The organism is Halopiger goleimassiliensis, from assembly GCF_000455345.1.
Classification (GTDB): domain Archaea; phylum Halobacteriota; class Halobacteria; order Halobacteriales; family Natrialbaceae; genus Halopiger_A; species Halopiger_A goleimassiliensis.
Genome location: NZ_HG315690.1, coordinates 617,662 through 631,312, shown reverse-complemented (window position 1 = coordinate 631,312; position 13,651 = coordinate 617,662). Strand labels below are relative to the sequence as shown.

The 13,651-nt window shown below is 65.9% G+C and carries 13 protein-coding genes and 1 tRNA gene; 3 read left to right on the top strand and 11 right to left on the bottom strand.

Translation table 11 applies throughout. From position 1 onward, the window contains the following. Positions 1-11 precede the first annotated feature (11 nt). The 3 genes from TX79_RS03090 to TX79_RS03075 form a co-directional block, all read right to left on the bottom strand. Entirely contained in the window at positions 12-1,010 is a 999-nt protein-coding gene (locus TX79_RS03090; RefSeq protein WP_049925695.1) for an aldo/keto reductase, read from the bottom strand. A 68-nt stretch (positions 1,011-1,078) separates the two neighbouring features. Continuing rightward, positions 1,079-1,969 (bottom strand): hypothetical protein, encoded by an 891-nt coding sequence (locus TX79_RS03085; RefSeq protein WP_154660449.1) that lies wholly within the window; start codon positions 1,967-1,969, stop codon positions 1,079-1,081. A 446-nt stretch (positions 1,970-2,415) separates the two neighbouring features. After that, a complete protein-coding gene (locus TX79_RS03075; protein WP_049925692.1) occupies positions 2,416-3,372 on the bottom strand; it encodes a TIGR03557 family F420-dependent LLM class oxidoreductase in 957 nt (318 codons plus the stop codon). 100 nt (positions 3,373-3,472) lie between these two features. Between TX79_RS03075 and TX79_RS03070 the strand changes: the two genes are divergently transcribed. After that, positions 3,473-4,480 carry an ABC transporter ATP-binding protein gene (locus TX79_RS03070; protein WP_049925691.1) on the top strand — a complete coding sequence of 336 codons (1,008 nt, stop codon included), beginning with the start codon at positions 3,473-3,475 and terminating at the stop codon, positions 4,478-4,480. Then, positions 4,477-5,250 carry an ABC transporter permease gene (locus TX79_RS03065; protein ID WP_049925690.1) on the top strand — a complete coding sequence of 258 codons (774 nt, stop codon included), beginning with the start codon at positions 4,477-4,479 and terminating at the stop codon, positions 5,248-5,250. Before TX79_RS03070 ends, TX79_RS03065 begins: the two co-directional genes overlap by 4 nt. Before the next feature lie 68 nt (positions 5,251-5,318). Here TX79_RS03065 and TX79_RS03060 read toward each other — a convergent pair whose 3' ends face one another. The 3 genes from TX79_RS03060 to leuS form a co-directional block, all read right to left on the bottom strand. Then, positions 5,319-5,918: a DUF420 domain-containing protein gene (locus TX79_RS03060; protein ID WP_049925689.1), complete on the bottom strand. Its 600-nt coding sequence runs from the start codon at positions 5,916-5,918 to the stop codon at positions 5,319-5,321. A gap of 73 nt (positions 5,919-5,991) precedes the next feature. Further along, entirely contained in the window at positions 5,992-6,285 is a 294-nt protein-coding gene (locus TX79_RS03055) for a HalOD1 output domain-containing protein (RefSeq protein WP_049925688.1), read from the bottom strand. A 245-nt stretch (positions 6,286-6,530) separates the two neighbouring features. Then, complete coding sequence (leuS, locus tag TX79_RS03050) at positions 6,531-9,215, bottom strand: leucine--tRNA ligase (RefSeq protein WP_049925687.1); 2,685 nt, start codon at positions 9,213-9,215, stop codon at positions 6,531-6,533. A gap of 203 nt (positions 9,216-9,418) precedes the next feature. On the opposite strand from leuS, the gene TX79_RS03045 reads away from it, so the two are divergent. After that, the gene (locus TX79_RS03045; protein WP_049925686.1) at positions 9,419-10,078 is read left to right on the top strand and encodes a hypothetical protein; all 660 of its coding nucleotides are present in this window, start codon (positions 9,419-9,421) and stop codon (positions 10,076-10,078) included. A gap of 20 nt (positions 10,079-10,098) precedes the next feature. On the opposite strand, the gene TX79_RS03040 is transcribed toward TX79_RS03045, so the two are convergent. The 5 genes from TX79_RS03040 to TX79_RS03020 form a co-directional block, all read right to left on the bottom strand. Then, positions 10,099-10,551 carry an SPW repeat protein gene (locus TX79_RS03040; RefSeq protein WP_049925685.1) on the bottom strand — a complete coding sequence of 151 codons (453 nt, stop codon included), beginning with the start codon at positions 10,549-10,551 and terminating at the stop codon, positions 10,099-10,101. 231 nt (positions 10,552-10,782) lie between these two features. Further along, on the bottom strand, positions 10,783-11,310 hold the full coding sequence (locus tag TX79_RS03035; protein ID WP_049925684.1) for a hypothetical protein: 528 nt from the start codon (positions 11,308-11,310) through the stop codon (positions 10,783-10,785). A 270-nt stretch (positions 11,311-11,580) separates the two neighbouring features. Then, positions 11,581-11,683 (bottom strand) — tRNA-Gln (locus TX79_RS03030). A gap of 110 nt (positions 11,684-11,793) precedes the next feature. After that, positions 11,794-12,543, bottom strand: coding sequence for an HNH endonuclease (locus tag TX79_RS03025; protein ID WP_049925683.1), 750 nt, complete (start codon positions 12,541-12,543; stop codon positions 11,794-11,796). Positions 12,544-12,808: 265 nt separating this feature from the next. Further along, entirely contained in the window at positions 12,809-13,615 is an 807-nt protein-coding gene (locus TX79_RS03020) for an alpha/beta fold hydrolase (RefSeq protein WP_049925682.1), read from the bottom strand. Positions 13,616-13,651 lie beyond the last annotated feature (36 nt).

Genomic DNA, 13,651 nt, shown 5'->3' with positions numbered 1-13,651 from the left:
CCAACGGACCCTCAGTCGTCGGAACTTCGGGCCGCGTCGATCCGCTCGAACTGCTCGTCCGTGAGATCGATCTCGACGGCCCCGACGTTCTCCTCGAGTTGGGCGGGCGTTCGCGCGCCGACGATCGGGACGCAGGTGAACTCGTCCTGTTCCATCAGCCAGCGCAACGACACCTGCGCGGGCGTCGCGTCGACCTCCTCGGCGACCGATTCGACGGTCTCGAGGACGTCCCAGGCCCGTTCGGTGACGTAGTACTCGTCGAACATCTCGTCGAGGCTCCCGCGCGAACCGTCGGGGGCTTCGAAGCCGCCGTCCCCGGTGCGCTCGTACTTGCCCGTGAGGAACCCGCCCGCGAGCGGCGAGTAGGGACAGACTGCCAGGTCCTGATCGGCACAGACGTCGAGGTAGTCGCTCACCTCGTCGTACTGGACCGCGTTGACCATCGGCTGGGTGACGTCGAACCGCTCGAGGCCCTCGACGTCGCTCGTCCACAGGGCCTTCGTCAGTTGCCAGGCGGCCATCGACGACGCGCCGAGGTAGTGGACCTTCCCCTCCTCGACGAGTTCCGTCAGCGTCCGCATGGTTTCCTCGATCGGCGTGTTCTCGTCCCAGCGGTGGATGTAGTACAGATCGAGGTAGTCGGTGCCGAGACGCTCGAGCGTCCCCTCGATCTGGGCGCGGATGTGCTTGCGCCCGAGGCCGGAGTCGTTCGGGCCGGGTTCGCCCCAGCCGTCGAAGGGGAAGTAGACCTTCGAGGCGACGACGAAGTCCTCGCGGTCGTGGTCCGCGAGCCACTCGCCGATCCACTCCTCGCTGGTGCCGTTGGGATCGCCGTAGACGTTGGCGGTGTCGATGAAGTTGATGCCCTGCTCCCACGCCGTGTCCAGCAGATCGTGGGCTTCCTCGCGGTCCGTTTCGACGGTGTCGCCGTGTCGCTTGGCGAACCGCCAGGTGCCGAAACAGAGCCTCGAGACGGTCGTACCCGTGTTGCCGAGTGTCACGTACTCCATTGCAACGGACCGTTGGTCGTCCACCGACAAAACCGCGATGAATCCAGCGAAACGCGAGCGGGGCCCGCTTACTCCGTGACGGCTGTCCGGAAACCGAGTCCGGCTACCGTCAACAGGGCCGCCAGCGCAGCGGCACCGCCGAACCCGGGGATACCGTCGTCTTCGTCGATCGAGCTCTCCACGTAGAAGGTGTCGACCTCGTCCTCGACGTCGGACTCGTCGTCGACGGTCACGGTCCAGGTCGCGGTCCGTTCCTCCTCGTTGATCTCGTCGGCGTTCGTCTCCTGAATCTCGCCGGGCATGACGACGGTGTACTCGAACTCCACCTCCATCATCTCCTGGTAGATGCCGGAATCGTCCTGGAACACGTCACCGTCGCCGAAACCGTCCTCGGTGTCACCGAAGCCATCCTCGTTGCCCCCGAATCCGTTCTCACTGTCACCGAAACCGTCGTCGGACTCGTTCGTGCGATCAGCGGTCTCCTGGCCCGTCGACAGCGTCGAGAACTCGGGGCTCTGGCTCGTCTCCTCGCCCCAACCGCCGTCGTCCCAGATGTCTTCCTCGTCGAAGGGCTGGCTCCCGGTGCCTTCCTCTTCGTAGATGACCGTGTCGTTCTCGACGGTGACATTGATCCCGTCCATCTCGTCGACGTCGACGTCGGTCATCGACATGACGATCGTGTGCTCGTGGGGAACGGTCAACACCGAGACGTCCCCGACGGCGTCGTCCCGAACGTCCTCGTCAGTGTCTTCCTGGAGCATCGCCTCGAGAGAGCTGTACCCTTCCATCTGTGCCTGTTGTTCCATCATCTGGTAGACGAGTTCGTCGAGTTCGAGCTTGGTGTCGATGGATTCGATGTCGCCGTCGGCACCGACCGTGGTCCTCATCGTGACGTCCATACACCCAGCCAGCAACAGCATTCCCACCACTGCCGCTACCGCAACCTGTGTCCGTCTCATTATCGACATGTATCGCAGGAGAACTGTCTTAACTATTCGTATCAGCGACAGTCCTTCCCCGGGTCGCGGTAGTCGTTTCGTCGTCGGCTGCCGGGGCAGAAACGGGCCGATCCGGCGTCTCGTCGGCTTCGCTCCCGGTCGCCGTTCAGTAGCCGCCGCTACCTTCGAAGCAGTTCCCGCAGCGATCGACCGACTCGAACGTTTCGAGTTCGCTTTCGGAGACGGCTCGCGCTTCCCCCCGCGTTACGTGACGGAGGGACCCACATGGTGTTCGGAGTGAGTCGGCGTCGTCGATCGCCCTGTGCAGCGTGTTCGTGTGGGGGTTCAGTATGCGACGCATCAGGTACCTCCACGGTCGGATGCATCCTGAACCTACTTCCTAACTGTGTCGCGTTTGCAGGCGCAGGGCGCCGGAGGTGGCGGGAATCCCCGTGCTGGAGCCAGTCTCACTGGAACGAGGGTAACACTTCCGTCTCGTAGAACTCGATCGCGGCCTCCTGATCGGGACCGATCTGGTGGAAGTAGACGTGATCGTAGCCGGCGTCGATCGCCTGCTCGATGCTGTCGACGTGGGCCTGCGGATCCGGACTGGTGGTGGTCCCGGCTTCGGCGATGTCTGCCTTCTCGACCAGCTGTGCGGCCTGCTTGAAGTGGGCGGGCGTCGGCAGTTCCTGCCCGAGTTCGCCCGGAATCGAGCCGTTCGGCCAGTACTCGTAGACCGTCTCGACGGCCTCCTCCTCGCTCTCGGCGTAACAGCCGTGTAACTGCGTGTAGGTCGGGCCGTCGCCGCCGGCGTCCTCGTAGGCCTCGACGGGGCCTTCCTTCGGGCCTGAACACCACAGCCCGTCGGCGTTGTCGGCCACCCACTCGGCCGTCTGCGGGCCGAACGCGCTCGCGATCGTCGTCGGCTGTTCCTCCGGACAGGTGTACAGCCGCGCGTTCTCGACCGTGTAGTGCTCGCCGTGGTGGCTGACCGTCTCGCCCGTCCAGAGCTTGCGCATGACCGCCATCGCCTCGTCTAACATCTCGAGGCGGACGTCGTGTTCCGGCCACCGCTGACCGGTGACGTGTTCGTTCAGGTTCTCCCCCGTCCCGACGCCGAAGGTGAACCGGTCGCCGAACAGTTCGTCCACCGTGGCGACGGCGTGGGCGACGTTGACCGGGTGGATCCGAATGATGGGGCAGGTGACCCCGACGCCGACCTCGATCTCGTCCGTCGCGTTCGCGATCGCGCCGAGCGTCGACCAGACGAACGGCGACTCCCCCTGTGCGGAGACCCAGGGGTGGAAGTGATCCGAGATCGAGAGGAAGTCGAAGCCGGCGTTCTCGGCGCGTTCGGCGATCTCGACGAGTCGTTGCGGGCCGTGTTCCTCGCTAGAGAGGGTGTATCCGAGCTGTGGCATCCGGCTTCGCTACCACGAACGGGTGGGTAACGATTGGACCTGCGCAGGCAACGGGTCGGGAATCGAACGCCTTACCCGCGATGGGTGGGAACGCTCCCGCATGGAAGCCGTAGTCGAGGCGACGGCGCTCGAGAAGCGCTACGGCGAGACGGTCGCGCTGGCGGGGGCCACCCTCGCGGTCGAGCGGGGCGAGGTGTTCGCCCTCATCGGCCCCAACGGCGCGGGCAAGACGACGCTCGTCCGTGCGCTGACGGGGACGACCGATCCCGATTCTGGCACGGCCCGCGTGCTGGGCGCGTCGCCGACCGACGTCGATCGGGACCGACTGGGGGTGCTCCCGCAGGCGTTCTCGCCGCCGGACCGGCTGACCGCCCGCGAACTGCTCGCGTACTACGCGGGGCTGTACGACGACGCCCGCGACCCAGAGACCGTCCTCGCGGACGTCGGCGTCGTCGACGCCGCCGACACCTGGTACGAGAACCTCTCCGGTGGCCAGCAGCGCCGGGTCTGCGTCGGGTCGACGCTGGTGAACGACCCGGACGTGCTCTTTCTCGACGAGCCGACGACGGGCATCGATCCCGCCGGCCGACGGACGGTCTGGCGGCTGATCGAGGACCTCGCCGCCGGCGGCACGACCGTCGTTCTCACCACCCACGACATGGCCGAAGCCGAACGGCTGGCCGACCGCGTCGGCCTGCTTGCCGACGGCTCGCTCGTCGCGCAGGGCAGTCCCGAGGACCTCGTCGCCACCTACGGCGGCTCGAGTCGGCTCGCGATCGAGACCGACGCTCGGCCCGAGGATTTCGCGGAGCTCGAGTACGACGTCGAGCGCGTCGATCGGGACCGGTCTGCGGATCGCGTCTCGAGCGGCGACGCCGAGCTCGTCGTCCACGACGTCGATCCGGCCGCGATCGGGACCGTCGTCGACTACCTCGAGCGGGAGGGGATCGCGTACACCGGGCTCTCCTGGAGCGAACCCGACCTCGAGGACGTCTACCTCGAACTCGCGGACGAGACGGAGCGCGAACGGACCGAGGGCGGCGCGAAGTCGGGGGATGCGGACGCCGAGGAACCCACCGGGACCGCACGTGCGGGTGAGACGTCGTGACCCGACTCGGACGCGTCCGGGCTGAGGTCGACGCCGGCTGGCGATCGTTCGTCCGTCGCCGGACGGCAGTCTTCTTCACGTTCTTCTTCCCGGTGATCCTGATCGTCATCTTCGGGGCGCTCGTCCGGACCGATCCCGGCGGCGGTGGGCTGTTCGCGGAACCGGCCGCCTACTACGTGCCGGGATATCTCGCGGTGGTGGTGCTCTTTACCCCGTTCTCGCGGATGGGAAGCGAGGTGGCGCGCCACCGTGAGGGCAACCGGTTCGAGAAACTGGCGACGACGCCCCAATCCCGAGGCGAGTGGCTGCTCGCCCAGACGGTCGTCAACGCCGCCATCATCGGGCTGGCGTGCGTGCTCATCCTCGCGCTCGTGATCGTCCTCACCGGAGCGGAGATCGCCTTCTCGCCGCTACTGGTGCCGTACGTGCTGGTCGGCGTCGTCTGCTTCTGCGGCATCGGCGCGATGCTCGGCAGTTACACGGACTCCCAGGACGGGGCGATCGCCGCCAGCAACGCGCTGGCGCTGCCGCTGTTGTTCCTCTCGGAGACGTTCATCACCCTCGAGCAACTCCCCGGCTGGTTCGAACCGCTTGTGAACGTCTCGCCGCTGACGTACTTCGCCCGCGGCGTGCGCGCGGCGTCCTATCCCGGGGCGGAGGTCCCTGCTGTGGCCGGATTCGATCCCGCGCTGGCGAACCTGGCGATCCTCGCGGCGGTCGCCGTCCTCGCGTTCGCGCTGGGTGCGCGGTCGATTCCGCGGACCGACTGAGCGACGTTCGTCGAACGGATCCGGGAAAATCGGCTTCTCGTTCGTACCGGTTCGCCGGTAGTTCCCGCTTACAGCGGCGGGAGGAGCATCGTGAACCGGTACTCGTAGACGTGGTTGAGCATCACGTAGGTGACGATCCCGAGCACGAGGCTCACGATCCACGAGGCGGCGGCGATGCGACCGACCCGGGCGTGGGCGGTGTCGCGCAACTCCGTCGGCGTGTGGGTGAGGCCGAGGATCAGCGCGTAGAGGACGACCGGCACGGCGACGATCGAGAGCACGATGTGGATCGCCAGCATGAGGAGGTACGCGTTGCGGATCATGGTAGAGCCGACGAACTCCTTCGTCCCGCCGCCGCCGACCCGGATCAGGTAGACGACCAAAAAGAGGAGGATCGTCGCGAAGGCGGTGAGCATCGCCGCCCGGTGTTTGCGGACCTCGCCTTTGCGGATCCAGTACCAGCCGAGGACGAGGGCCACGGTCGTCACCGCGTTGATGACCGCGATCGCGTGGGTCAAGGCGTTCACCTGCGCGTTGGTGAGGTCGGGGTAGATCGGCACGTCCAGCACGAACGTCCCGATGACGAGCGCGTAGCCGGCGACGGTCAACAGGATCGTCAGCCGCAGGGGTCGCTCCCGTAGCCGTCGTCTCGCCGAGACAGTTGCCATTGTCGATCGTTCGCACAGCCCCGCCATTTGTCTTGTCATTCGACTCCCGTACCACGCGGGAGAGGAAGGTCCGTTACTCGTCGTCGGTCGACTCGAGGGGCTCGAGGGTCACCGAGCCGTCCTCCTCGACCGTCACGAGGTAGCCACAGTACGGAAAGGAGACGCTGCCGGTCGACCGTGGAGCGCCGTCGGCGCGGTCCTCGAAGAGGGCGTCGAGAGCGTCCGGATCGATCGCTTCGTGTAACGGATCGTACGCAGGGGGACACAGCTCTGCGGGCGAAACCCCCTCCGCGTCGGCAACGGCTTCGATAACTGCGCGACTCGGTGGGGTCGGTATCGTCTCGTCGACGCGGTCACCACCCTCCATCGTATCCCTCCGTTTCGAATCCGGTCGAATAAAACTGTCCTTCTAAATCGAGAACCTGATAGGAACGCTCCGATTACCTTCGATATCGAAGGTTACCGAACGGTGCCAACAGCCGCCGGTTCTGCCGGGTCGACTCGAATCGGTCGATACGCGAGGTCGCGTTCGTACTAGTTACAAGATATTTTTCGTGACGGATAGCTCGACGGTCCCCCCGCGGGTCGACTCCCGCGTGAGACGGAGGGCCCTCAATCGATCCTGATGGCCGGTTTCCCCGGACGTGCCTTTCCCGGGTCGTCGTCTGCCTGTCGGACCACGACGTCGGTGTCGAACTCGTCGACGACGAGCCACGTCGCCGTTTCGAGGAGGCGTCGTTCCGTCTCGGGGTCGAGGCACCCATCGAACCCGTGTTGGTTCGTCCGCGAGACCAGATCAGCGACGTAGCGCTCGAGTGCCTCATCGTCGGGGGCGTCGAGGTCGCCCTCCCGCGCACGCTCGAGGAGCGCGTCGGCGTCGATGGTCGCACCCTCGTCCCGGTCCGCGGCCACGTCAGCCACCCGGTACGTCCAGTCTGGGGCGACGACCAGTTCGATCCGTTCCGGTGCGTCGATGTCGGCCACGTCGACGATGTCGCGAACGTCCTCGAGGGTCCGGTCGACGAATCGGCGCTCGAGGGCGTACTCCTCGACGTCGTGTTCGGGTTCGGGCCACTCCGCCTGGACGACCAGTCCCTCGCCCCGGAGTTTGTTCCAGCACTCCTCGGCGAGGTGGGGGGCCATCGGCGCGATCAGCGCCGCGAGGGTCAACAGGCCGCGCCGGTAGATCTCGCCGTGGGGGCGGTCGTACTCGCGATACCGCCGGAGCAGGCGGGCGAGTTCCCGTATCTCGGTCGCCGCCCGGTGGAACCGGAACCGCTCGTACTCGTCGGTGACTGCCGCGATGGTGCGATCGATCTCGCGGGCGACGTACTCGTCGTGTGGCTCGCGCTCGACTCGAGCGTCGCCCTCGTCGACGAAGTCGGTCGCCATCCCGTACAGCGTCTGCTGGAGGTCGTAGGCACCGCGGACGTTGTTCGCCGTCCACTCGAAGTCCTGTTCGGGGTGGGCCGCCGAGAGGACGAACAGCCGCGTCGTCTCCGCACCGTACTCCAGCGGATCGACGACGTTCCCCTTCGAGGTGGACATCTTCTCGCCGTCGTACAGCACCGTCCCCTGGCTGAGCAGTCGCTGTACGGGTTCGCGCACCTCGAGCAGGCCGAGGTCGGCCAGCGCCCGCGTCATAAAGCGGATGTACAGCAGGTGGAGTACGGCGTGTTCCTCGCCGCCGACGTAGACGTCGATCGGCAGCCACTCGTTCGCACGGTCGGCGTCGAACGGGGCCTCCTCGAGGTCGGGCGAGAGAAAGCGCAGGAAGTACCACGAGGAGTCGACGAACGTGTCCATCGTGTCGGTCTCGCGCTCGGCTGGCCGGCCGCAGTCCGGACACTCGGTGTGGCGGAACGACTCGTGTTCCTCGAGCGGATTCCCCGTGGTCCGGACGAACTCCGGCAGTTCGATCGGCAACTCCTCGTCGGGGACGGGCACGTGACCACACTCCTCGCAGTGGACGATCGGGATCGGCGTCCCCCAGTAGCGCTGCCGGGAGATCAGCCAGTCCCGCAGGCGGTAGGTGACGTCCCCCTCGATGGCGGCGACCTCCTCGAGCAACTGCTCGCGGGCCGTCTCGGTCTCGAGGCCGTCGTACTCGCCGCCGCCGTCGAGCATCCCTTCCCCGGTGTACGGTTCGTCCGCGACGTCGATCTCGCGGGGGTCGTCCTTCGGAACGACGACGGTCTCGATCGGCAGGTCGTGTTCGCTGGCGAACGCGTGATCGCGCTCGTTGTGGGCCGGCACGCCCATCACCGCGCCCGTTCCGACGTCCTCGAGGACGTAGCCGGCGACGTACACCGGTAGTTCCTCGCCGGTCAGGGGATGGATCGCCGTCGCGTCGGTTTCGACGCCCGAGAAGCCGACCTCGTCCGGCGGCAGTTCCCGGACGGTCTCGACGTACTCCCGCACGTCCTCGTCCGAATCGGCGAGTTCGCCCGCCAGGTCGTGCCCGGGCGAGACCGCGAGGTAGGTCGCGCCGTAGATCGTCTCCGGGCGGGTGCTGAAGACCTCGACCGGTTCGCGGCCCTCGATCTCGAACGCGACGTTCGCTCCCTCCTGCCGGCCGATCCAGTTGCGCTGGATCTCCCGGACGCCGTCGGGCCACTCCTCGAGTTCCTCGAGACCCTCGTGGAGTTCCTCAGCGTAGTCGGTGATCGTGAAGAACCACTGGTCGAGTTCCCGCCGACCGACGGGCGTCTCGCAGCGCCAGCAGACGCGGCTTGCGGTCTCGCCGGTCGCTGCCTTCGAGGTCTCACTCCGCTCGACCTCGCGTTCGTCGACCTGCGCGTCCGCGAGCACCGTCTCGCAGTCCGGACACCAGTTGACGGAGGCGGCGTCGTACTCGACGAGACCCGCCTCGTAGAGTCGTTTGAACAGCCACTGATTCCATCGGTAGTAGTTAGGTTCGCAGGTGGTGATCTCGCGGGACCAGTCGTACCCGAAGCCCATCGTCTCGAGTTCCTCCCGCATCCGCCGGATACAGGCCTGGGTCCAGGATTCGGGGTCTGTCGCCCGTTCGTGGGCGGCGTTCTCCGCCGGCAGGCCGAACGCGTCCCACCCCATCGGGTGGAGGACGTCGTCACCCTGCATTCGCCGGTATCGGGCGTAGGCGTCCGTGATCGCGTAGTTCCGGACGTGGCCCATGTGGAGCGTCCCGGAGGTGTAGGGAAACATCCCGAGGACGTACGTCGGGTCGGCGGCGTCGTCGAGGCGGTAGACCTCGTCGCGTTCCCACACGTACTGCCAGAACTCCTGTACCTGGGCGTGGTCGTAGTGACTCGTCATTGGGTCTCGGGTACTCCGTTGCCCGACAGTGGGCGTGCCGGCTATATCATTGTTCGCCCGGGTTCGAGGCGCGATTGCGAGATCGACGGCGGACGCGGCGTCGGTTTAACGTGACCGAACACGTCGACGCCTCGAGCGCTCGCGGCTCAGTATCGGCTGTGGGCGACGGTTAACGAAGGCCCGCTGGACCGTCTCTCCTGGCGATGCCCACCCGCTCGAGCGCGTCCGAGACGTCGCTGCTCGCCCTGTTCGTGACCGTCGTCGCCGTCTTCCTCACCTTCAGTCTGCTCGCGGTCGTCGTGATGCCCGGCGTCTTCGACGGCGGCCCCGGGCCGTCCGGCGACGTCGACGGGGCGGAGTCCTCCGAGGAAGAGTCGCTCGAGGACGGCGACGACCTCGGCGTCGGTTCCGACGAGGAACCCGGTGACAGCGGCGACGAGCAGGGAGACGGTCTCGACTCGTCAGATGCCGACGACGATCGTCCGTCGGGAGAAGCGGACGACGCGGAGGACGCCGAGGGGCCGACCGACGGCCCGGGTAACGAGGACGGAGCACCCACCATCGACCTGCCGTTCGGTCCCGACGTCGAGGTTCCGACCGGTCCGGACGAGGTGGATCTTCCGACGATGCCGGACGACGTCGATCCCGACGGTCCGTCGGTCGACGACTCGTTCTTCGACGACGTCGGCCCGGACGATTCGTTCCTCGACGACGTGACCTCGGACGGAGTCGATCTCCCAGAGGTATTCGGCGATTCGGATGGTGGCGTCCCCGTCGGACCCGACGATACGGGACCACCCGAGGACGTTCCCGGTGAGGGAGGACCGCCGGAGGACGTTCCCGGTGACGGAGAGCCGTCGTGAGTGGAACCCCGCTATGACCGTTACCGGGTTCCGGTGGGCGCTCCGGTCCGCACCTCGCTGCCGGCCGCGTAGGTGACGTAGGCCGCCAGGAGCGCGCTCAGGAGGCCGGAGACGATATTACTCCAGACGAGTCCCTGGGCCGCAGCCTCGAGTCCATCGATCGCGAACTGGCCGTCGATCGCGAACGGCGCGACGATGGCCCACAGACCGAGCAAGGCCACCAGGGACATCACCCCGGCGCTCGTCGGGTGGGCCGTGTAGATCCGGTAGAAGTTGTACCCTGCCAGCAGGAAGATGGCCGCGCCGACGATCCAGTTGTTCCACTCGATCGTCGCGGCGGTTTCGTAGACGAACGGCGAGACCGTGATCCACAGGCCGATCACCGAGACGATACCGCTGAGCCACAGCTGTCCGTTCGGTTCGCCCTGTTCACGGGTTCTCGTCTCGCCAGGATCGCTCGTCGGTTCGCTCACGCTGTCTCACCGCTCGAGGCTACGCCGCTACCGGTGAAAAAGCGCGACGACCGTTCCAGCCGAACTGCCGAAAACGGTGCCAGTAGTTGCTGACGGTCCGCTCCTATCCGAACGTGTGAATCAATCAAAAGGTTCGTTACAGCGGTCCAATCACCGACTGGGTCGTGTCCCGTGTCCTCGGTAATCCGTCGTTACCGACAGTCGTTTCGAGTGGGGGTGCCAGTCCGCGCCTCAGCCGTCGGTCCCGTCGCCCTCTGGCGCTTCGCCCGAGAGGCGGTCGGCCAGTAACTCCGCCATCGGGTCCAGCGAGACGTACAGTCGTGCCGCAAGGATCGCGAGCGGGGGCAACGCGACGGCGAGGAAGACCACGTCGTACATCCACGCCAGCCCCTCGAGCAACGGGGTGATAGCCGGCTCGAGGCCGCGATGGGCGACGAGGACCGCCACGAAGACGACCGATAGCTGGACGATCGACGCGACGTCGTCGACGACCCGGTCGGGTCCCGTCAGCGTCTTCCGCACGAGTCGCGCGAGCGCCGGGGCCAGATACAGCAGGAGGGCCACGACGGCGACGGTCACGATGGCACTGACGACCGCGACGAACGTCACCGGCGTACCCGGGATCAGCCGATCCACGCCGGGGAGCAACGACACCAGCGATAGCAGAAACAGCAACGACAGCGTCGTCAGGAGGAGCTTTCCGATCGAGTGTACCGTTCTGTAATCGATCGCGGGGGGTTCGGTTCGGGCGTCCGTCATCGACTTCGGGTACGTCGATTCGTCTCAAATAACCGGTCGTTCGTGGACGGCGGTTTCTCACCTTTCGTGACGTTTCAAAATCGTTTATCGGTGCTGTGAATCGTAGCCAGGCTCGAGGAGAGGCGACCGTCGTGATCGGTCGCGATTTACGCCACGGGTCGCCCGGCTGGTGCTCTCGAGACTCCGTCGCCGAACGGCGACCGAGGGGGTTCGCGTATAGACTCTCGCGGATCGCACGGAGAGTGTGGAGAATATGAAAGAAAATTGATATAGTCCCGGGCGGATTCGAACCGCCGTCCTGGGCTCTCTTCCGAATCGGCCGGAACCGAATCCGTCCAAAGGCCCAGATGATTGGCCACTACACCACGGGACTTCTCGCTGAGTACGTCGTCCCGCGTCCTCGCAGTTCCGTCGGAACTGCTCACCACCACGGGACTGCGACTCGCCGTCGGTGGCGAGGTAAGCCGCCGTCACACAATAGTGTTACTTTTCGTTCTCGATCGATACATCGATCGTCCCCTCCTCCGCGAGGCGATGACAGCTTCGACACAGCGTTACCACGTTATCCATCGTGTGGGCCTCCTCCGGTCGATCGAAGGACCGAACCGGCCGGACGTGGTGGACGTCCGGATTTCGCCCGAGTTCGTCGGGCTCGCCGCCACAGTGCAGACACTCGTACCCGTCCCGCTCGAGCGCTCGCCGCCGGATCCGCCACCAGGATCGCCCGTACTCGATCGGCCCGCCCTCCCACTGATGGTGGTCGGGACCGACGACGTTCTCGGAGAGCCACTCGCCGTAACACTCGAGCGTGCAGAAGCAGCCTCGATCCCGATTTTCGAGGCGCTTCGGGCGGACCTCGAGTTCGCTTTGACAGTTTAGACACGGTACGCGTACTCGTTCCCCTCGTTCCGGATACGACTCGGGGAGTAACCCGGGCGCGGCTTCGACGCAGTCCGGACAGTACACCCCTGGCTTGTCCGAGGGATGGTACTCGAACGATGAGTCGCACAGTTTGCACTCGGTCGTCTCTTTCGCTCCCTTCCAGTTCCCGTTGTGCGCTCCGCCGTTCGGGTTACAGTCGTCGCAGTAGTCTCGGCGCGCTTTCGGATCGTAAAACTCCGACTCACACCCCTTGCACGTCCGGTTTGGCAGCGGATCTCCGTGGACTTTCGTGTGGTGCTGGCGCATTCCCCGTTCGGTAGTTAACGCTTTGCCGCAGGTCGGACATTCCATACTGCAACTTCTAATTGAAATAAACACGAGCCAACCAGAGTGAAAGTAAAACGACTCGAGTCCGATTCCGCGGATGCAGACCTCGAGTCGTACCTGCTCTGGCGACGTACTCGCCATCGGATAGTGGACGCTCAGGTCACGTACGAGAAGAGGCCGAAGACTTCGTCGCCCGGGACAGACGACCGCGTGGGTTCTCGGGTGTGACTAGCAGTGACGATCGCCAGCGGTACCGCTGTCGACGCCACTGAAACCGACGCCGCGCCGGTTACGCGTAGACGGACTCGAGGAACTCCCGGATCGCCGCGTTGACCGGTTCCGGGCGTTCGACGTTCGAGGAGTGGCCGGCCTCGGGGATCACCTCGCGACGGGCGTCGAGCGCCTCGACCATCGGGTCGGTCTGTTCGACGTCGAGCGAGGCGTCCTCCTCGCCGTGGATCACCAGCGCCGGCACGTCGACCTCGTGGAGGCGGTCGGTGACGTCCTCGCGGTCGAGCCACGAACTGATCTCGTGGTAGACGGCCTCGCCGGGATAGGTAGTCCAGCGGTCGATCCACGATTCGACGAGTTCCGGACGCTCTTCGCGCGTCGTCTCGCCGAACAGGAAGTGGGAGGACGTTCGGGCCGTGTTCTCCGGCACCTGCGTTTCGTCGCGGATCGAATCGATCATCCCCTGGTAGAGTTCGACGTCGTCCTCGGGATGGGGCTGGGAGATGGCGTCGATGAGCACGAGACCGGAGATCGCGTCCGGATACTCGAGCGCGACGCGCAGCGCCGTGAACCCGCCCATGGACATTCCCGCGAGGACGGGTTGGTCCATTCCGAGACCGTCGATGACTGCCCGACAGTCTCCCGCGAGGTCCCAGAGGTCGTACGGTGATCCCGCGCGTTCGGTGCGCGCCCTGAGGTCGTACGCTGCGACGCGGTACTCGTCGGACAGCGCCTCGAGTTGCGGGGCGTACATCGTTCGATCCATCAGCGACCCGTGGGCACAGAGCAGTTCCGGCCCGGATCCGGCCTCGGTCGCGAGCGCATCGGCACGGTGGCGGTACATGTCGGTAGCTGGGTCCGTCATCGGGCGACGTTCTGTAGACCAGGTAGAAAAATATAT